Annotated in this window: 16 protein-coding genes; 9 read left to right on the top strand and 7 right to left on the bottom strand. The window is 67.0% G+C overall.

Annotated elements, in window-relative coordinates; translation table 11 throughout:
- The first annotated feature begins 22 nt into the window (after positions 1–22).
- The 3 genes from P9A17_RS08575 to P9A17_RS08565 all read left to right on the top strand — a co-directional run bounded on the left by P9A17_RS08575 (position 23) and on the right by P9A17_RS08565 (position 4,351).
- The gene (locus tag P9A17_RS08575) at positions 23–1,555 is read left to right on the top strand and encodes an ATP-dependent DNA ligase (RefSeq protein ID WP_278038121.1); all 1,533 of its coding nucleotides are present in this window, start codon (positions 23–25) and stop codon (positions 1,553–1,555) included.
- Between the two features lie 77 nt (positions 1,556–1,632).
- Entirely contained in the window at positions 1,633–2,994 is a 1,362-nt protein-coding gene (locus P9A17_RS08570) for an MFS transporter (RefSeq protein WP_278038659.1), read from the top strand.
- Between the two features lie 64 nt (positions 2,995–3,058).
- Positions 3,059–4,351 (top strand): amidohydrolase family protein, encoded by a 1,293-nt coding sequence (locus P9A17_RS08565; protein ID WP_278038120.1) that lies wholly within the window; start codon positions 3,059–3,061, stop codon positions 4,349–4,351.
- 10 nt (positions 4,352–4,361) lie between these two features.
- Here P9A17_RS08565 and P9A17_RS08560 read toward each other — a convergent pair whose 3' ends face one another.
- Positions 4,362–5,600 carry a cytochrome P450 gene (locus P9A17_RS08560; RefSeq protein ID WP_278038119.1) on the bottom strand — a complete coding sequence of 413 codons (1,239 nt, stop codon included), beginning with the start codon at positions 5,598–5,600 and terminating at the stop codon, positions 4,362–4,364.
- Between the two features lies 1 nt (position 5,601).
- Positions 5,602–6,627, bottom strand: coding sequence for an LLM class F420-dependent oxidoreductase (locus tag P9A17_RS08555; RefSeq protein WP_278038118.1), 1,026 nt, complete (start codon positions 6,625–6,627; stop codon positions 5,602–5,604).
- Positions 6,628–6,736: 109 nt separating this feature from the next.
- Between P9A17_RS08555 and P9A17_RS08550 the strand changes: the two genes are divergently transcribed.
- Positions 6,737–8,233 (top strand): carboxyl transferase domain-containing protein, encoded by a 1,497-nt coding sequence (locus tag P9A17_RS08550; RefSeq protein ID WP_278038117.1) that lies wholly within the window; start codon positions 6,737–6,739, stop codon positions 8,231–8,233.
- Positions 8,234–8,292: 59 nt separating this feature from the next.
- On the opposite strand, the gene P9A17_RS08545 is transcribed toward P9A17_RS08550, so the two are convergent.
- Together P9A17_RS08545 and P9A17_RS08540 are read right to left on the bottom strand one after the other, a co-directional pair.
- On the bottom strand, positions 8,293–9,333 hold the full coding sequence (locus P9A17_RS08545) for a TIGR03857 family LLM class F420-dependent oxidoreductase (RefSeq protein ID WP_278038116.1): 1,041 nt from the start codon (positions 9,331–9,333) through the stop codon (positions 8,293–8,295).
- Complete coding sequence (locus P9A17_RS08540; protein ID WP_278038115.1) at positions 9,330–9,704, bottom strand: nuclear transport factor 2 family protein; 375 nt, start codon at positions 9,702–9,704, stop codon at positions 9,330–9,332. The genes P9A17_RS08545 and P9A17_RS08540 overlap by 4 nt, the downstream gene beginning before the upstream one ends.
- Positions 9,705–9,849: 145 nt before the next feature.
- On the opposite strand from P9A17_RS08540, the gene P9A17_RS08535 reads away from it, so the two are divergent.
- Positions 9,850–10,470, top strand: coding sequence for a TetR/AcrR family transcriptional regulator (locus tag P9A17_RS08535; RefSeq protein WP_278038114.1), 621 nt, complete (start codon positions 9,850–9,852; stop codon positions 10,468–10,470).
- Here the strand turns inward: P9A17_RS08535 and P9A17_RS08530 are convergent.
- Entirely contained in the window at positions 10,439–11,563 is a 1,125-nt protein-coding gene (locus tag P9A17_RS08530) for an alpha/beta hydrolase (protein WP_278038113.1), read from the bottom strand. The genes P9A17_RS08535 and P9A17_RS08530 overlap by 32 nt on opposite strands.
- Positions 11,560–13,176 carry an NAD(P)/FAD-dependent oxidoreductase gene (locus P9A17_RS08525; protein ID WP_278038112.1) on the bottom strand — a complete coding sequence of 539 codons (1,617 nt, stop codon included), beginning with the start codon at positions 13,174–13,176 and terminating at the stop codon, positions 11,560–11,562. The genes P9A17_RS08530 and P9A17_RS08525 overlap by 4 nt, the downstream gene beginning before the upstream one ends.
- 92 nt (positions 13,177–13,268) lie before the next feature.
- On the opposite strand from P9A17_RS08525, the gene P9A17_RS08520 reads away from it, so the two are divergent.
- The 4 genes from P9A17_RS08520 to P9A17_RS08505 all read left to right on the top strand — a co-directional run bounded on the left by P9A17_RS08520 (position 13,269) and on the right by P9A17_RS08505 (position 17,610).
- Positions 13,269–14,192 carry an LLM class F420-dependent oxidoreductase gene (locus tag P9A17_RS08520; protein WP_278038111.1) on the top strand — a complete coding sequence of 308 codons (924 nt, stop codon included), beginning with the start codon at positions 13,269–13,271 and terminating at the stop codon, positions 14,190–14,192.
- A 73-nt stretch (positions 14,193–14,265) separates the two neighbouring features.
- Entirely contained in the window at positions 14,266–15,279 is a 1,014-nt protein-coding gene (locus P9A17_RS08515) for a Rieske 2Fe-2S domain-containing protein (protein ID WP_278038110.1), read from the top strand.
- On the top strand, positions 15,276–15,893 hold the full coding sequence (locus P9A17_RS08510; RefSeq protein ID WP_278038109.1) for a cysteine hydrolase: 618 nt from the start codon (positions 15,276–15,278) through the stop codon (positions 15,891–15,893). The genes P9A17_RS08515 and P9A17_RS08510 overlap by 4 nt, the downstream gene beginning before the upstream one ends.
- Positions 15,894–15,957: 64 nt before the next feature.
- Positions 15,958–17,610: an acyl-CoA synthetase gene (locus tag P9A17_RS08505; protein ID WP_278038108.1), complete on the top strand. Its 1,653-nt coding sequence runs from the start codon at positions 15,958–15,960 to the stop codon at positions 17,608–17,610.
- Here the strand turns inward: P9A17_RS08505 and P9A17_RS08500 are convergent.
- Positions 17,597–19,078, bottom strand: coding sequence for a coniferyl aldehyde dehydrogenase (locus P9A17_RS08500; RefSeq protein WP_278038107.1), 1,482 nt, complete (start codon positions 19,076–19,078; stop codon positions 17,597–17,599). The two genes, P9A17_RS08505 and P9A17_RS08500, sit on opposite strands and share 14 nt — an antisense overlap.
- Between the last annotated feature and the right edge of the window lie 47 nt (positions 19,079–19,125).

The following is a 19,125-nucleotide window of genomic DNA, read 5'->3' as shown; positions in this document are numbered from 1 at the left end:
TGGCTCGTGCCAGGGTGATGTCGTGCTGTTGACGGAGGTCGCCCAGGCATCGCGGGACGTGGCGGCGTCGTCGTCGAGGTTGGCGAAGATCGCCCGTATCGCCGAGCTTCTGCGGCTGGCAGGTTTCGACGACATCCCGGTCGTGGTGACGTGGCTGTCCGGCGAGCTGACGCAACGCCAGATCGGGGTGGGCTATGCGTCGCTGCGCTCCGTCCCGGACGCCGCCGCGTCCGCCACGCTGACCGTCGACGGTGTCGACGCTCTCTTCAGCGAGATCGGGGCGACGTCGGGGAGGGGATCCCAGGCGCGCCGCGCAGAGCTGCTGTCCGGGCTCTTCAGCGCGGCGACCGCCGTCGAGCAGACGTTCCTGCGCCGCCTGCTCACCGGCGAGCTGCGCCAGGGTGCCCTGGTCGGCGTCATGGCCGACGCGGTTGCGAAGGCGGTGGGTCTGCCTGCCGCCGCTGTCCGGCGGGCCGCGATGCTCGGTGGCGACCTGCCCGCCGTGGCGGCGGCCGCACTCGCGGACGGTGAATCGGCGCTCTCGCAGTTCACGCTTCGGGCGGGCCAGCCGGTCGGTCCGATGCTCGCCCAGACCGCGACGAGCGTCACGGATGCGCTCGAACGACTCGGCGGCACAGCGATGTTCGAGGCGAAGCTCGACGGGGCGCGCGTTCAGATTCACCGCCGCGGCGATGAGGTGTCGATCTTCACCCGTAGCCTCGACGACGTCACCGCCCGCCTGCCCGAGGTGGTCGACGCGACGCTGGCCCTTCCTGTCACCGAGCTCATCGCCGACGCCGAGGCGATCGCGCTGAAGCCCGACGGGCGTCCGCACCGTTTCCAGATCACCGCGTCGCGCTTCGGCCGTCGCGGCGGAAACACAAGCGAGCAAACACAGAGGTTGTCGGTGTTCTTCTTCGATCTGCTCCACGTGGACGGCGTCGACCTGCTTGATCTCCCCGCAGACGAACGCATCGCGAAGCTCGACGCGATCGTGCCCGAGGCGCAGCGGGTGGATCGCCTCGTGACCTCCGATGGTGCTGCCGCCCAAGCGTTTCTCGGTGACACGCTGGCCGCCGGGCACGAGGGCGTGATGGCCAAGTCGACGACAGCGCCGTACGAGGCGGGCCGCCGTGGCGCCGGCTGGCTGAAAGTCAAGCCCGTCCACACCCTCGACCTTGTCGTGCTCGCCGTCGAGTGGGGGTCGGGACGGCGCACCGGGAAGCTGTCGAACATCCACCTCGGTGCTCGCGATCCCGACAGCGGCGGCTTGGTGATGCTGGGCAAGACGTTCAAGGGCATGACCGACGAGATGCTGGCGTGGCAGACGGAACGGTTCCTGGAACTGGCGGACTCGGCGACCGACGGTTACGTCGTCACGGTACGGCCCGAGCAGGTCGTCGAGATCGCGTTCGACGGTTTGCAGACGTCGACGCGGTACCCGGGCGGCATGGCGCTGCGCTTCGCCCGGGTGCTGCGCTACCGCGACGACAAGAGCGCCGCTGACGCCGACACGATCGACACCGTGCGCGCCCTGTACCAACGCGCCGACTGACGCGATCTGGGCGCGCCGCCACGACGACGGGGCCAACGCTGTCATGATGGCCGTTTACCGAAAACGGGAGGTGCATCATCAGCAGCGAAGTGACGAACGGTGATCTCGTCGCGGGTGTCCCCCGTCGGCGCATCGTCACCGCCTCGATGGTCGGAACCACCATCGAGTTCTACGACTTCTACATCTATGCGACGGCGGCCGTATCGGTCTTCCCCCATCTGTTCTTTCCGAAGAGCGACTCGACCACCGCGCTGCTGGCGTCGCTGGCCACCTTCGGACTCGCGTTCGTCGCCCGTCCGCTGGGCTCGATCCTGTTCGGCCATTTCGGTGATCGCGCCGGGCGCAAGACCACGCTCGTCGCCTCGCTGCTGCTGATGGGGATCGCGACGTTCGCGATCGGTCTACTGCCGACGTATTCGCAGGTGGGCATCCTCGCCCCGGCCCTGCTCGCGTTGATGCGGTTCTGCCAGGGCCTCGCGCTCGGCGGCGAATGGAGCGGCGCGGCGCTGCTGGCCACCGAGACCGCCAAACCGGGCCGCCGCGGGTGGGCGGCGATGTGGCCGCAGCTCGGCGCACCGTTCGGATTCCTTCTCGCCAACGGCCTCTTCATCACCCTCATCCTGCTGCTGGGCCACAGCAACGTGAAGCCCGACCTGGACGGCACGTTCCTGACGTGGGGCTGGCGTGTTCCGTTCCTGCTGAGCGCCGTGATGGTCGCGATCGGCCTCTACGTGCGACTACGGATCATGGAGACACCGGTGTTCACCCGCGCAGTGGAGCGGGGCGAGAAGGTGAAAACGCCTGTGACCGAAGTCTTCCGGACCAGCTGGCGGCAGCTGATCATCGGCACGTTCGTGATGCTCGCGACGTACACGCTGTTCTACATCGTCACGACATGGGCCCTGAGCTTCGGCACCGCTAAGTTGCCGCCGGAAGGCAAGGGCCTCGGGTTCGCGTATGTCGACTTCCTCCAGATGCAGCTCATCGCGGTGCTGTTCTTCGCGGGCGCCCTTCCGCTGTCGGGTCTTCTCGCCGACAAGTTCGGACGGCGACGTCTGCTCCTGGTCGTGACGGCTGGGATCATGGTGTACGGCGGGCTGTTCGCGCCGCTGCTCGGTGACGGCGACACCTCCTACGGCACCATGCTGGTGTTCCTCATCATCGGAATGACGTTGATGGGCTTCACTTTCGCCCCGATGAGCGCCGTACTGCCCGAACTGTTCCCGACCAATGTGCGCTACACGGGATCCGGCATCTCCTACAACGCGTCGAGCATTCTCGGCGCAGCCGTCGCTCCGTTCATCGCGACGTGGCTGGCGACCACCTACGGCGTCTCGTGGGTCGGCGTCTACCTGCTCGCCGCGGCGTCGCTGACATTCATCGCGGTGCTGATCATGCGCGAGACCAGGGATGAGTCGTTGGACACCGTCGTTCATTAAGGCTGTCGTCACGTCCACGCTAAACTGTCGGCCATACGGTAAGCATCCACAGGACGGGACTGCGATGAACAAAGACGACATGATCCTGATCAGCGTTGACGACCACGTGGTCGAGCCGCCCGACATGTTCAAGAACCACCTGCCGAAGAAGTATCTCGACGAGGCGCCGCGCCTGGTGCACAACGAGGATGGTTCCGACACTTGGCAGTTCCGCGACGTCGTGATCCCGAACGTGGCCCTCAACGCGGTCGCGGGCAGGCCCAAAGAGGAATACGGGCTGGAGCCGCAGGGCCTCGACGAGATCCGGCCGGGCTGCTGGAAGGTCGACGAGCGGGTCAAGGACATGAACGCCGGCGGCATCCTCGGTTCGGTGTGCTTCCCGTCGTTCCCCGGTTTCGCCGGTCGCCTGTTCGCCACCGAGGATCCCGAGTTCTCCCTGGCGCTGCTGCAGGCCTACAACGACTGGCACGTCGAGGAGTGGTGCGGGGCCTACCCGGCGCGCTTCATCCCGATGACGCTGCCCGTCATCTGGGACGCCGAGGCCTGCGCCAAGGAGATCCGCCGTAACGCCGAACGCGGCGTGCACGCGCTGACCTTCTCCGAGAACCCTGCCGCGATGGGTTACCCGAGCTTCCACGACGAGTACTGGGACCCGGTCTGGAAGGCGCTCGTCGACACCGACACCGTGATGAATGTGCATATCGGTTCCTCGGGCAAGTTGGCCATCACCGCCCCGGATGCCCCGATGGACGTGATGATCACGCTGCAGCCGATGAACATCGTGCAGGCTGCCGCGGATCTGTTGTGGTCCAAGCCCATCAAGAAATACAAGGACCTCAAGATCGCGCTGTCGGAGGGTGGCACGGGCTGGATCCCCTACTTCCTCGAGCGCGCCGACCGCACCTATGAGATGCATTCGACGTGGACGGGCCAGGACTTCGGCAAGCAGAAGCCGTCAGAGGTGTTCCGCGATCACTTCCTGACCTGTTTCATCTCCGACCCGGTCGGAGTGGCGCTGCGCAACGAGATCGGCATCGACAACATCTGCTGGGAAGCAGACTACCCGCACTCGGATTCGATGTGGCCCAACGCGCCCGAGGAACTCGACGCAGTTCTCAAGGCCCACAACGTGACCGATGACGAGACCAACAAGATGACCTACGAGAACGCGATGCGCTGGTACCACTGGGACCCGTTCACGCACATCCCGAAGGAGCAGGCGACGGTCGGGGCCCTACGCAAGGCTGCCGAAGGTCACGACGTCACCATCCAGGCGCTGTCGCACAACCCGAAAACCGGTGACGCGGCCAAGAATTGGCAGGAGCAGATGAGCGCTGCCACCGCGGCGCAGAAGTAGACCGGGGTCGTCAGGCCTTGAGCGAGTAGCGGATCGGCAGGTGCTTGAGCCCACCGACGAAGATCGTCGCGGTGTGCTCGGGCCTGCCGGCCAACTCCACCGACTTCAGCCGGGGCAGCAGTTCGGCGTAGAAGCTGTTGATCTCCATGCGTGCCAGCGCGGCACCGAGACAGAAGTGCACACCGTAGCCGAACGCGACATGCTTGTTGGGGTCGCGGCCGACGTCGAACCGGAACGGATCGGTGAAAATGTCCTCGTCGCGGTTGCCCGACGGGTAGGCCAGCAGCACCGACTCCCCCGCTGAGATCGGCACACCGCGAACCACGGTGTCCTGCTGGGCCGTTCGCATGAATTCCTTGACGGGCGTCACCCAGCGGATCATCTCCTCGACCGCCAGCGGGAGCAGGTCCGGGTTCTGCTGGAGGCGTTGCAGCTGATCGGGGTTCTCGGCGAGCGCCTGCAGTCCGCCCGAGATCGTCGCACTGGTGGTGTCGTGGCCTGCCGTGGCCACGATCAGGTAGTAGGACACGGTGTCGATGTCCGAGAGCGGTTCGCCGTCGATGCGCGCGTTCGCGATCGCCGACGCAAGGTCCTCGGTCGGTGTGGCCCGCCGCGAGGCGGTGATCTCGTTGAAGTACGTGAACATGTCGAACAGCGCCAGCCCGCGCTCTTCCATCGTGGCCCCGCGCTGAAGCTCGGCGTCGTCGTTGCCGAACAGTTCCTGGGTGTAGGTCAGCATGCGCGGGAAGTCGGATTCCGGGATGCCGAGCAGCGACATGATCACGAAGAGCGGGAAGTTGACAGCGACCTCCTGGACGAAGTCGCACTCGCCGCCCCGGTCGGCCATCTGGTCGACGAACGTCTTGGCCAGCTCGTCGACGCGAACCTTCAACGCCCGCATGGCCTTCGGGCGGAACCAGTCCGCGCCGATCGCCCTGACCTTGCGGTGCTGCGGATCGTCCATGTGGATCAGCGTGCTGATACCCATGGCTTCGTGCTGCGCGTCGCCTTCGGCCGTCGTGAGCACCGGACGCGGATAGTTGGTGAAGACGAGGTTGTCGCGTTCGATGGCCATGATGTCGGCGTGCTTGGTGATCGCCCAGAACGGGTTGTAGCCCTCGGCTTCCACCCAGGACACCGGAGCATGCGCCCGCAGGTGCGTCATCGCCGCATGCAGTCGCGCCTCGTCGGCGTAGGCCGTGGGGTCGGCGAAGACCTTGCCCGCTTCGTCGGCGATTCGGACGGTCATGTCAGCTCCTCAATTCGGATACCAGGTCGACAACCGTCGCCTCGTCGATCGATGACGGAAAGCCCACCAGCACACGGTCGATCAGTCCGTCGCAGCGGGTCCGGATCTTGTGCACGACTTCCTCGACGGGCGCGACGACGGCGAACTTACCGAGCATCGTGTCGTCGATCAGCGTCCCCATCGTGTCCCACTGACCCTCGCGGGAGAGCCGGTGCAGCTCGGTCTGCAGGTCACCCCAGCCGTGCAGTTCAAGCACGCTGCGATACGCGGGTGTGGATGCGTAGAACGCGATCTGCTTGCGGGTGGCCGTCGAGGCCTGCGCCAACTCCTGCTCGTCGCGGCCGGTCACGACGAACAGCGGGCTGGCCACCTCGACATCGGTTCGCTGACGCCCGGCACGCTCGATGCCGCGCGTCAGCGTCGGGATGGTGACTTCGCTGAAGTACCGCTGTGTCGAGAATGCATGGGCGAGAAGACCGTCGGCGACCTCGCCGCACATCTCGGTCATCTTGTCGCCGACGGCGGCGAGGAACACCTTCGGATCACCGTAGGGGTGTGGCTGCGGCACGAACATCGGCGTCATCAGGGTGTGGGTGTAGAACTCGCCGTCGAACTGCAGCCGCGTCCCGTCGCGCCAGCAACCCCAGATCTCGTGCAGCGCAGCCACGAACTCCCGCATCCGCGCGACCGGCTTGCCCCACGGCATGCTGAACCGTTTCTCGATGTGCGGCTTGATCTGCGAACCCAAACCCAACAGGAACCGGCCCTGCGAGTAGTCCTGCAGGTCCCACCCGATCTGGGCCACGGTCATCGGGTTGCGCGCGAAGGCGACCGCGATGCTGGTGCCCAGTTCGATGCGACTGGTGTGCTCGGCTGCCAGTGCCAACGGCAGGAACGGGTCATGGTTGATCTCCGCCGTCCAGCAACCGTCGTAGCCGCGGTCCTCGAGCCTTCTCGCGCCCTCGGGAACATGGGACAGTTGACTGACGACGGCAGCATCGACCTTGAGGCCGCCTCCCGCACCCATGTTGAATGAAGCTACAGTAAGCAATTCAGTAAGGTCAACGTTGCGACGCGCCGCACGCCAAAGACGACGTTGCGCGGCTTCGTACGTCGCCGAGGACAGGAGTCAGCGCATGGCCAAACCCGAGGACTGGGCCGAGACACTTGACGAACTCGCTCGCCGCCGCGGCGTTTCCCGGGCGATGGGCGGCGACGAGCGGCTCGCCAAGCACCACGGGAAGGGCAAGCTCGACGCTCGCGGACGCATCGCCCATCTGCTGGACAAGGGTTCGTTCCGGGAGTTCGGCACCCTCGTCGGCGGGGATATCGCCGCCGACGGGATCGTCGCCGGTTCGGGACTGGTCGACGGCAGGCCCGTGATGATCGGTGCCGAGGACTTCACGACGCTGGCCGGCAGCATCGGCCCCGGCGGCAACGCCAAGCGGTATCGCCTCGCCGAGCTCGCGCTGCGCGACCGGGTGCCGATGGTCATGCTGCTGGAGGGCGCGGGGTTCCGGCCCAGCGGCGAGCATTACGGCCGCACGCCCACCGACCTGCTGGCTCAGGCGCAGTGCTCCGGCAAGGTTCCGACCGTCGGCGGCTTGTTCGGGCCCTCAGCCGGGCACGGGGCCCTCGTCGCGCCGGTGTGCGACTGGACGATCATGACCAACCAGGGCGCCATCTTCACCGCCGGTCCCCCGGTCGTCAAAGAGTCCACCGGCGAGGAGATTTCGAAAGAAGACCTCGGCGGGCCGTCGGTCGCGCTGGCCAGCGGCGTCATCCACAACTTCGGCCAGGACGACGTCGCGGTCCTCGACGACATCCGGCGCTACCTGTCGTACTTCCCGTCCAGTGCATGGTCGTATCCGGCGTCGGCACCGGCGAGCGAAGCCACCGCACGCCGATCCACGCCCGAGCTGCTGGAGATCGTGCCCCGGGGTAACCGCCAGGTCTACGACATGCGCGCCGTGCTCGACGTCGTCTTCGACGACACCGACTGGTTCGAGGTGCAGCCGAAGTTCGGCAAGGCCATGATCACCGCGCTCGCCCATCTCGGCGGTCATCCGGTCGCGGTGGTGGCCAACCAGCCCAACGTGCTCGCCGGGTCCATCGACGCCGACGCCGCCGACAAGGCAGCCCATTTCATCCAGGTCGCCGACGCCTTCCATCTGCCGATCGTGTTCCTCGCCGACAACCCGGGCATGCTGCCGGGGAGCCGGTCGGAGAAGACGGGCGTGTTGCGCAGTGGCGCAAGGATGTTCGCGGCGCAGACCGCGGCGACCACGCTGAAACTGCATGTGACGATTCGCAAGGCGTACGGCTTCGGGTCGATGGTCATGTCGCTGCTCGGCTTCGACAACCAGAGCGCGACGTTCGCGTTCCCCGGGGCGACGATGGGTGCGATGAGCGCCGCCGCACTGAGCAAGGCGTCGCACGCCACCGAGGACATCGAGGCCAAGCTGCGCCAGGCCGAGGTGGATGCGTCGTTCCGCTCGGCGGGCCACCTTGGCTTCGATGATCTGATCCACCCGCAGGAGACCCGCGACGTGCTGATCGATGCGCTGGAGCGAGGGCTCTACAGCCGCCAGGCCGCCGCGGAACCGGTGACCCGAACGACCATCACGCCCTAGCCCCCTTGTGATTTCGGCGTGCCTGGTCGCGCTCAGCGCGACTCAGCACGCCGAAATCACTACTCGCTGGCGCGGTAGGCGGCGATGATCGGTTCGAGTTCGTCGGGCGTCGCGCCGTGCATGATGACGGCATCGGCCCCGTAGTCGAATTCCTTGCGCACGCGGTCGACGCACTGCTGCGCCGAACCGGTGGCCGATGGCTCCAGCCACTCGTCGGGGATCAGCGTGGCGATGTGCTCGATCTGCTCGGCAGTCGCCTTGTGGTCGATGCCGCCGGGGACCGACTGCACGACCTTGTCGTCACGGAAGCGCTGCAGCACAGCGGGATCCCAGCCGTTCGTGTTGACCAGGAGCTCGCCGTAGCCCTGCAGATAGGTCGCCAGCCGGGCCACGGTCTTCTTCAGCCGCAGTTCCTCGGGCAGGTGATCGCCGACGGTGGCGAAGCACGACCACACCCGCACGCTGGCGGGGTCGCGGCCGGCCTGCTCGGCGGCGTCCTTGACCGTCTTGACCGCACGCTGCAACGTCTCCGGCGTGAAATAGGTGTGCAGGATGACGTCGTCGAACTCGCGGCCGCCGAGCGCGAGCGTCTGCGGGCCGAACGCGACGATCGCCAGCCGGATGTCCTCACGGAACTCGGGGTCGAGGAAGAGCACCTGGTACTTGCCGATCGGACCGTCGTGGTTGAAGATCAGCTCGCCGTGCCAGAGCTTGCGCATGACCTGCGCGAAGTCTTCCATCTGCGCCGTCGTCACCGCGGGCACGCCAAAAGCGTTGTACATGGCGGCAATACCGCGGCCGAGTCCCAGGGTGAAGCGTCCGCCCGAGAGCCGGTGCATGGTGGTGGCCCACGATCCGGTGATCAGCGGATGGCGCGTGTTGTGGTTGGTCGCGGCCGTCGCGATCTGCATGCGGCTGGTGACCGCGAGTGCCGCCCCGGTCAGCGAGGACGCCTCTTTGACGTTCCACCGCTCGGAGATGAAACCGGTGCCGAAGCCGAGTTCCTCGCCCCGGCGTGCTTCGTCCATCAAGGTGGCGGGCCCCTCGCCGCCGGCCCCGGCCAGCAGGTAGTAACCCAGCTCGTCCAATGTGCGTGTCACGCCCAGACTCCTTGCTTGTAGCCGCAATTCCAGACTTCGGTGATTCTGCCGTCGACGACGCGGAAGATCTCCATGCTCCCGACGGTGGTCTCGGTGCCGTCCTTGAGCTTCATCGGTGATTGATACACGATCGCCACGTGTTCGTCGTCGTCACCGGCGACGACGAGGTTCAGGTCGAACCGGATCGTCTCGAACAGGTCCCAGTGATCGACCACGCGCGCGACGGCCTCGTCGTGGGTGAGCGTGGTCGACTCCCCCACGTCGTGGCGAATGACGCTGTCGCCGAGCAGTTCTTCGGCCAGGGCGAAGTCGCGCTCGTTCCAGACGACGAGGTTGTACAGCTCCACCACCTCGCGCGCACTGCGGGTCACGCGAACACCTCCATCGCATCGATGTCGTCGGCCGCGGCGATCGCGCGGGACGTGAGCTCAGGCACAGGGCTCGCGCACCACCGGCCTCCAGAAGTTATTTGACGATGCGCAACTAAGTTAGTTGTCGTCCGGCTAATATGCAAGGGTGCCTTCCCCCGCCAGGGGGCTGACCCAGCCCCAGCGCCTGGAGATCTCAGGCCGCAAACTTCTCGAGGCGGCTGTGGCGCTGATCGGCGAAAAAGGCTGGGAGGCAACGACTGCCGCAGAGATCGGTCGCCGGGCCGGCTACAGCCGGGCCATGGTGCACGCCCGGTACGGCAGCAAGGACGCGATCCTCGAGGCGCTGTTCGCCGCCGAGTACGAGAAGAAGTTGACCCCGGCACCGGATCCCGATTCCACGGGAATCGGCCAGGCCCTCGCCCACCTGGATCGGATCGCATTGCTCTACGCCGAGGACCGCGAGCTGTTGCGGGCGATCTTCGTGCTGACGTTCGAAGCCGCCAAGGCCACGTCGCAGGCGCATCCGTACATCCAGATGTGGCTGCGTCGCGCGGCCGACACCGTCGAGTCCGGACTGCGGGCCGGTGTGGCCGACGGATCCGTGCGACCCGACGTCGACGTCGAGCGCGCGGTCAACGACTTCGGGGCCGCCGTCCTCGGTATCGCATACCAGTGGGTCATGCAGGCGTTCCCGTACGACATGGCCGCCGAGCTGGCAGGGGTGCGCGCGAGGCTCATCCGGGACTACGGGTCGATGTCTGGCTGACAGCCCTGAGGTGTTTCTCCGAGGCCGCCTGCACCGATGGCGCGAACAGATGCCCGACATGGCTGCCGTGATGCCAATGCAGCTCACCGCCCCAGCGTTCGTGGAGCACGTCTGCGGGCTCACGCCCGGCCATCTGGTCGTGCGTCGCGCCGACGATGAGACGCCGGTCCGGCGGCGCCGTCGGCGCGACGGACTGATAGTCGACGACTGACATCACCTGTTCGACGGCGTCGGACCGCAGGAGTTCGACGGTCTCGTCCACCGACGGCCCCCAGCGGCCGAGGTGCGCGGCGATCATCGCGTTCAAGCCGAAGATCGGTGTATAGACGGCGACCGCGTCGACGGGCTCCAGATGCGAAACCATTCCGGCCACAGGGCTTCCCATCGACACCCCGGCCACCGCGATCGCGCAGGCCTGCGGCCGCAACCACCGAACGACGGCACGCACCTCCGACACCACGCGCATCATGCCTGCGACATTGGCCAGCGGATCCATGTTCGGGTACTCGGGCCACGCGTTGGCGCGCACTCCGCACCCGGGCTGGACCGGCAACGCGACGTTGAACCCGAGTTCCTCCTGAAGCCATCGCGCGCGGGAGAACAACAGATCGATCGGCTGCCCCTGCCCTGCCCCGTGCACCCAGACCAGCCACGGTCTGTCCGCATCTTCGGTGCGGCACAGATGCATGACCGCGGTCGACGGACCGCCGAACCCTTCGGCCGCCAGCGATGCGGGCAGCCGGGGGTCGTGCTCGAACCGCACCTGCTCGTAGGAAGGCCGCCCGAATCGCCGGCGCCGCAAGGTCTCGACATGAAGCGGGTCCGGCTCGGTATGCGCGCCGCCCACACCGAGCGCACCGAGCTCCGACGCCGCCGCTGCACAGGAGGCCACCGACCGCTCGAGCTTGGGCGGCGGCGCCGTCAACGTCATCCCGGTCAGTGCCAGCTCGTCGAGCACGACTTCACCGAGTTGACGAAGGTCGTTCCACGACAATGGGTTCCACTCGCCGGCTGCGGTGACGGCACGGTGGGCCCGTGGTACCACCCCCGCGAAGTCGCTGCCGATCCGCCAGACCCGCTCGGCGGTCTTCACGCGAGCTTGAATCCGGTGTATCCGCCGGCGGCGATCTCGTCGCATCGCCTGCGGTACTCGGGAATGCCTGCCGTGTATCCCATGTACATCCGTTTCTTCCCGGGGACGTTTCCGCCGTTGTACCAGGAATTGCACGACGGGTGGACGAGCACGGTCGGCGCGACGATGGCCGTGGCCTGCTCGATCCATTCGTCCTGGGCTTCGGGAAGTGCCTCGATGGTCCGGTAGCCGTGCCCGCGCAGATGTGCGATGCAGGCACCGATCCATTCCACGTTCTGTTCCAGTGCGGCGACGAAGTTCGATGCCGCCGAGGGGCTTCCCGGCCCCTGGATCGTGAACAGGTTGGGGAAGGAGGCCACCGCGAGTCCGAGGTAACTCAACGGGCCTTCTTCGGCCCAGAACGCTCCGAGCGACACTCCGCCCCGTCCTCGGACGTCGATGCGACTCAACGCACCCGTCATCGCATCGAAACCCGTTGCGTAGACGATGGCGTCGAGCTCGTGCACACCGCTCTCGGTCTCGATGCCGGTGGGGCGGACCGAGACGATCGGGTCGCTGCGAAGGTCCACAAGCGTGACGTTGTCGCGGTTGTAGGTCTCGTAGTAGCCCTGGTCGATGATCGGCCGTTTGCACGCGAACGGGTGGCTCGGTGTCAGTGCCCGCGCCGTGTCGGGGTCGACGACGATACGGGCCACCGCCTCGCCGTAGAGTTCGGCCGCCATCTGGTTGGCCTCGATGTCGAAGAACAGGTCGCCCCAGTTGAGTGCGCCCATGATGCCGCCCTCGTCGATGGCGCGGGTCCGTTCCTCGCGGGACGCGGACTTCAGCGGCGGCTTGACGAGCATCTCGAGCAGGACCGAGAAGGCGCTGAGCCGGGCGGCTCCGACCGGATGCTCGCGCTGCGCGGCGCGAATCTCGGGGTACCGGGCCTTCAGCTCGTCGAGCTCCCCCGGCTCGAAGGCCCGCACCTCCCACGGCAACGTGTAAGCGGGAGAACGCTGAAACACCTTGAGCTGTCGCGCTTCCTGAGCCACCACGGGGATCAGCTGGACGCCGGTCGACCCGGTGCCGATCACCCCGACCCGCAGGCCGGTCAGGTCGACGCCGCCTTCGGGCCAGCGGCTGGTGAACAGCGACGTTCCGCCGAAGGTGTCCATGCCGGGGATCGTCGGTTCCAGCGGTACCGACAGGATCCCGGTGGCGGCGACGACGAACGGTGCGACGAACGACTCACCCGTCTCGGTGGTCAGCGTCCACACCGACGCGTCCTCGTCGAAGGTCATCGCGACGACGTTCGTGTTGAACGCGATGTCGCGGCGGAGGTCGAGTCGGTCGGCGACGAAGTTGAGGTACGCCTCGATCTCGGGCTGGGCCGGCATCGTCTCGGTCCACACCCACTCCTGCTGGATGTCGTCGGAGAAGCTGTACGAGTACTCGATGCTCTCGATGTCGCACCGCGCGCCCGGGTAGCGGTTGAACAACCACGTGCCGCCGACGTTGTGCGCCTTTTCCAGGACGCGGACCCGCAGGCCGCGTTCGCGCAGGTGATGAAGCATGTAGAGCCCGGAGAACCCGGCTCCGACAACGATCGCGTCGAAGGTCTGTTCGGCCATAGGCGAACGATACTGTAATGATTACAGTAGTAACGCCGAAAACGGTGCGTGCATTCGGCACCGAGTCCTCGCTTTCGCCGTCTGGAGCGCCGATGAAATTCACGTTGGAGTACCCGAGCGAGCTTCCCGCCGCGACCGACGAGTTCCTGCGCCCCGACGCGATCCGTGCCGTTGCCGTGGCCGCCGAGGCGGCGGGCTTCGATGCCGTCGCGCTCAGCGAGCACCCCGCGCCGTCGGTGAAATGGCGGAGCAACGGCGGGCACAACACGCTCGATCCGGTCGCGGCGTTGGGTTTCATGGCGGGCGTGACGTCGACGCTGCGGCTGATGACGAACCTGTATGTGCTGCCCTACCGCAATCCGTATCTGGCCGCCAAGGCGCTGACCAGTCTCGACCAGGTGTCCGGCGGCAGGCTCATCGCGGGGCTCGGCGCGGGCTACCTGCGGTCGGAGTTCGCCGCTCTTGGCGTCGATTTCGACCGTCGCGCAGCGTTGTTCGACGAGGCGCTCGCCGCCCTGTGGTCCATCTGGGTCGACCCCGAGGTTCCTGTCAGCGGGTCCGGGTACGCCGCCGTCGGGTCGGTCTGGACGCAACGACCGACTCAGCGCCCCCATCCGCCGATCTGGATCGGCGGCAACGGCGAGGCGGCCATGCGTCGCGTCGTCGACTACGGCTCGGGGTGGATGCCGATCATCGCGCCGGCACAGCTCGCTACCGTCATGCGCACAACGACCATCCAGAACGCGCGCGAGTTTGCCCGCTCGGTCCGCCGGCTGCGGACGTGGATGGAGGACGCGGGCCGAGATCCCGACACCCTCGACGTACAGGTCGTATGCCCGCCTTTTGCCTCCGACGACGCCGCGGCAGTGGCGGCCGCCCTGGAGACGCTTGCCGAACTCGCCGACTGCGGCGCGACGTGGGCCGTCATCCACGCCGACGGCAGGTGTCCGGCGGCAGCAGTCGAGTCCGTCCAGGCGTTCGGCGCGGAGGTCATCGGCGCCGGATCCATCATCTGAACCAACCGGCCGATTTCTCGAAACCTCTACTGTAACCTCATCCATATCTCCGCAGCCCATACAAGGAGTCGCCATGAAAGTGCCGTTCACGTGGAAGGTCACCGGGTGGTTCATGATCGGCTGGTCCGCCGAGTACGAAGTCGGAGACGTCAAGGCGCTCAAGTACTTCGGTGAAGACCTGGCCGCCTACCGGGACGACTCCGGAGCCCTGCACGTCCTGGAAGCGCACTGCAAACACCTGGGCGCGCACATCGGGCACGGCGGCAAGGTTGTCGGCGACTGCATCGAGTGCCCGTTCCACGGCTGGCGCTGGGGCCCCGAGGGCAACAACACCTACATCCCCTACCAGCCCGACCGGCCCAACCGAGGTTTGCGGCTGCGCTCCTACCCGGTCAAGGAGCAATACGGCTGTGTCTTCATGTGGTACCAGCCCCAAGGAAAGGAACCGCAGTGGGAGCTTCCCGACATCTTCCACAAGTTCCCGCAGTTCGAGACGGACGCGAACGCCTACTACCGGCCGTACCCCGAGTTCTCCAGCCGGGCCGACGCGATCCCGGTGCACCCGCAGATCGTCGCCGAGAACGGACCCGACAGCTCACATTTCCGCTACGTGCACGGCGCCTCCGTCACGCCCGTGTGCCTGCACTGGGAGAACGTCGATGAGGAATGGCGCTTCCTGACCGGATGGCCGGACGCCCGCAGTGACGACCCCGACAAGATGGCGCTGAAGATCCATAGCCACTTCTCGGGCCTCGGCTTCGCGATGAGCGCGTTCGAGGGATCCTCGAACCACCGCCTGATCTTCGCGTGCACGCCCGTCGACGACGAGGTGTCCGACATGTTCTATTCGATCTGGTGGCCGAAGGTTCCCGGTGAAGCGTCGGACATCCCGCCAGACGACGTCCGCGCCAAGGTGGAGCGCCAGTTCCTCAAGACCGTGTGGGAGGACTGCGACATCTGGCGATACCAGAAATACGTCGAGAACCCGCCATTGGCGAAGATCGACGCCAAGCCCTACATGACGATGCGTAAGTGGGCGCAGCAGTTTTACGAGGTGCCCCCGGTCGGGGAATCCGTCAAGGCATGAGGATTCCGCTCGCCGAACTGGTGGCACCCGGCCACACCGCGGTCGTCACCCAGGAGTGCCAGGGTGCGGTCGTCGGCCCCGACGCGGGGTTGGCCGTGCTGGCCGACGAAGCCAGGCGGGAGGCGCTGCCGAACATCGCGCGGCTGTTGCCCGTGGCGCGCGCCGCGGGCACGTCCGTCGTGCACTGCCTCGTGCAGCGCCGCGCGGACGGACTGGGCGCCAACCACAACGCCAAGATCTTCGCCGTCGGCGCGTCCGGTGTCGACATCACGCCCGGCAGTCCGGGGACGCAGCTGGTCCCCGAACTCGACCAGCAGCCAAGCGATCTCGTGCTCTACCGCTGGCACGGCCTCGGCCCGATGGGCGGCACCGACCTCGACGCGATCCTGCGCAACCTCGGCGTGACGACGATCGTGGCCGTCGGCGTCTCGGTCAACGTCGCGATCACCAACCTGGTGATGGACGCGGTCAACGCCGGCTACCGCGTCGTCGTCCCCCGCGACGCCGTGGCCGGCATCCCCACCGCCTACGCGACGGCGGTCGTCGACAACACCCTGTCGCTGCTGGCCACGGTGACGACCACCGATGACCTGCTCGAAGCGTGGAAGCCGTGAGCGCGACTAGACAACTTTCACCCAACTGTCCACTCGTCCCGCGGGGCCGTCTAGAGTCCATCGCATGAACGAGTCGATTCAGTTCACCGTCCCGGCCGCCGCCGACGCCGTCGCGGCAGTGATCGGCGAGCGCGAGTTCATCATCCAGGGTGATCGTCGGTTCACCTTCGCGCAGATCGTCGAGCGGTCGAACCGCCTCGCAGCGTTCCTTCACGCGCAGGGCCTGGGCTGCCACACCGAACGCTCGGAGCTGCCCGGTCACGAGGTGGGCCAGGACCTGCTCGGCATTTACGCCCACAACGGCCCCGAGTACGTCGAGGGCATGCTCGGCGCCTGGCGCGCCCGCGTCGCACCGTTCAACGTGAACTACCGCTACGTCAAGAGCGAGCTGCAGTATCTGCTGTCCGACGCCGGCGCGACAGCGCTGCTCTACCACGCGGCGTTCGCCCCGCGCCTGGCCGAGGTCATCGCCGACCTGCCCGACTTGAAGGTCCTGATCCAGATCGCCGACGGATCCGGTAACGAATTGCTGCCCGGCGCAGTCGATTACGAATCGATCGTGGCCGAGGGTCCCGCGCAGGCTCCGCCCGTCGAACCGTCGCCCGACGACCTCTACGTGCTCTACACGGGCGGCACCACGGGGATGCCCAAGGGGGTGCTGTGGCGCCAGCACGACATCTTCATGACCTCGTTCGGCGGCCGCAGCCTCTACACCGGGGAACTCGCCACGTCCTACGACGACATCGCCAAGCGCAGCGCCGAGAATCCGGGCACGAAGCTCATGGTGCTTCCGCCGTTGATGCACGGCGCCGCGCAGTGGGCCCTGTTCACGGCGATGAACACCGGCCAGACCGTCGTGTTCTCCCCCGTCGTCGATCATCTCGACGTCGATGACGTCGTCGCCACCATCGAACGCGAGAAGGTGCTCGCGGTCACCGTCGTCGGCGACGCGATGGCCCGCCCGCTGGCGGATGCGTTCGAACGCACCAGCGCCGACCTGTCGTCACTGGCGGTCGTCGCCAACGGCGGCGCGCAGCTCACCCCGACCGCCAAGCAGCGCCTCATCGACGCCAAGCAGAACCTGATGGTCGTCGACGGTGTCGGCTCGTCGGAGACGGGCGCGCAGATGACGCACATGTCGGCCCCCGGTGCAGTGTCGACCGGAAAGTTCACCGCGGGACCCGACACGTTCGTCGCCGCAGAGGATCTCGCGACGATCCTGGAAGCGGGGCACGACGGCATGGGCTGGCTCGCCCAGCGCGGCTATGTCCCCCTCGGCTACAAGGGCGACGCGACGAAGACGGCGGCGACGTTCCCCGTCATCGACGGGGTGCGCTACTCCGTGCCGGGTGACCGCGCGCGCCATCTCGAAGACGGAGCGGTCGAGTTGCTCGGCCGCGATTCGGTGACCATCAACTCCGGCGGCGAGAAGATTTTCGCCGAAGAGGTGGAGTCGGCCGTCGCATCGCATCCGGCCGTGGCCGACGTCGTGGTCGCCGGCAGGCCCAGTGAGCGGTGGGGTCAGGAAGTCGTGGCCGTGGTCGCGTTGGCCGACGGTGCCACCGCGACCGCGGAGGAGCTCATCGAGCACGCGTCGGCGGTGATCGCCCGCTACAAACTGCCGAAGGCGGTCGTGTTCCGCTCCGTCATCGAGCGCAGCCCAGCAGGCAAGGCCGACTACCGCTGGGCGCGCGAACAGGCCATCAGCGGGTCCTGAGCCTTTTCTGCGTGCGGCGGTGCGCCATCCGCAGCGCCAGCGTGGTCGTCAGCCGCATCGACCGGGTGAACGGCGGTGCCGCGCGACCGGTGATGGTGAACGGCAGATCTGAACCGACGACGGTGCGGTGGTGGCTGAACGCGTCGAAGCCCGCCTTTCCGTGGTAGGCGCCCATCCCGCTGCGGCCGACGCCACCGAACGGTGCCGATGACGGAATCATCTGGGCGGCAAAGTCATTGCGGGCCACCCCGCCGCTGCGCGTGGTCCTGACGAAGCTGCGGAACTCGTCGTCGTCGGGCCCGAACCAGTACGCCACCAACGGCGACGGGCGGGCGTTGACGTAGTCGACGACGTCGGTGAGCTGCTCGTAGGGGCGCACGGTCAGGACCGGACCGAACGTCTCCTCGGACGCCAGCAGCATGTCGTCGTCGATCCCCTGCACGATCGTCGGAGCGATCTTGCGGCTGCCGCGGTCGGGCAGCTTCTCCCCCGGCGGGCCGACGGATTCGACGTGCGCGCCCTTGGCTCGCGCATCCTCGATGAGACCGACGACGCGGTCGAAGTTGGCCTCGTTGACCGACGAACAGTAATCGTCGCTCGCGATGATCGACGGGAACATCGCTCGCCAGGTCTCGCGGACGGTGCCGACGAACTCGTCGACCCGCGCGGCGGGAACGAACACATAGTCCGGACAGACGCAGACCTGACCGCCGTTGATCATGCGGCCCTGCGCAATTCGGGTGGCAGCGCGCAGGACGTCGGCGCTTCCGGACACGACGACAGGGTTCTTCCCGCCCAGTTCCAACGTCACCGGGACCAGGTTGGGTGCGGCAGCCTGCTGGACCAGCGCACCCACCGACGGCGACCCGGTGAAGAACAGATGGTCGAACGGCAGCGCCGCGAAATCCGCTGCGACATCGGCACCCCCGGTCACCACCGACAGTTCGGCCGGCGTGAAGTAAGCGGCCGCCAACGATGCCATCAGCTCGGCGGTGCGCGGCGTGACCTCCGACATCTTGATCATCACGCGGTTGCCCGCGGCGAAGGCCGCCGCGGCGGGCAGGATGACGAGGTTCAACGGGAAGTTCCAGGGGCCGATGATCCCGATGACGCCAAGCGGCGACGGTTCGACTTCGGCGCGCAGCCCGAAGACGCGGGCCGGGCGCATCAACCGGTTCGGGCGCATCCACTGGGCCACATGGGATCTGGTGTGCTCGATCACCGACATCATGCCCATGATCTCGGTGAACAGCGAGCCTGCCCGCGGCCTCGTGCCGAAGTCGGCGGCCATCGCGTCGACGAAGTCGTCGACGTTGTCGAGCACCAGGGCCGTCAACCGGTCGATGCGATTGCGCCGCAAGGCCGCATCGGGTGGGCCGTCGGCGATGAACGCAGCACGCTGGCGTTCGAGGACGGCCGCCATGGGTTCCTGCCGACGGGCGTTCACGCTGTCGAGTACCACGGCCATGCGCGACTCCTCTGTCTTGCGGTAAGGGCAACAGTAACAGTCGCCGG

The organism is Mycobacterium sp. 236(2023), assembly GCF_029623955.1.
GTDB lineage: Bacteria > Actinomycetota > Actinomycetes > Mycobacteriales > Mycobacteriaceae > Mycobacterium.
The sequence above is the reverse complement of the archived record's forward strand: the minus strand, read 5'-3'. Positions and strand labels throughout refer to the sequence as shown.

Coding starts and splice junctions, on each gene's coding strand:
- P9A17_RS08565 (WP_278038120.1), top strand. CDS start 3,059: ATGAACAAAGACGACATGATCCTGATCAGCGTTGACGACCACGTGGTC.
- P9A17_RS08560 (WP_278038119.1), bottom strand. CDS start 5,600: ATGACCGTCCGAATCGCCGACGAAGCGGGCAAGGTCTTCGCCGACCCC.
- P9A17_RS08555 (WP_278038118.1), bottom strand. CDS start 6,627: ATGGGTGCGGGAGGCGGCCTCAAGGTCGATGCTGCCGTCGTCAGTCAA.
- P9A17_RS08550 (WP_278038117.1), top strand. CDS start 6,737: ATGGCCAAACCCGAGGACTGGGCCGAGACACTTGACGAACTCGCTCGC.
- P9A17_RS08525 (WP_278038112.1), bottom strand. CDS start 13,176: ATGGCCGAACAGACCTTCGACGCGATCGTTGTCGGAGCCGGGTTCTCC.
- P9A17_RS08520 (WP_278038111.1), top strand. CDS start 13,269: ATGAAATTCACGTTGGAGTACCCGAGCGAGCTTCCCGCCGCGACCGAC.
- P9A17_RS08515 (WP_278038110.1), top strand. CDS start 14,266: ATGAAAGTGCCGTTCACGTGGAAGGTCACCGGGTGGTTCATGATCGGC.
- P9A17_RS08510 (WP_278038109.1), top strand. CDS start 15,276: ATGAGGATTCCGCTCGCCGAACTGGTGGCACCCGGCCACACCGCGGTC.
- P9A17_RS08505 (WP_278038108.1), top strand. CDS start 15,958: ATGAACGAGTCGATTCAGTTCACCGTCCCGGCCGCCGCCGACGCCGTC.
- P9A17_RS08500 (WP_278038107.1), bottom strand. CDS start 19,078: ATGGCCGTGGTACTCGACAGCGTGAACGCCCGTCGGCAGGAACCCATG.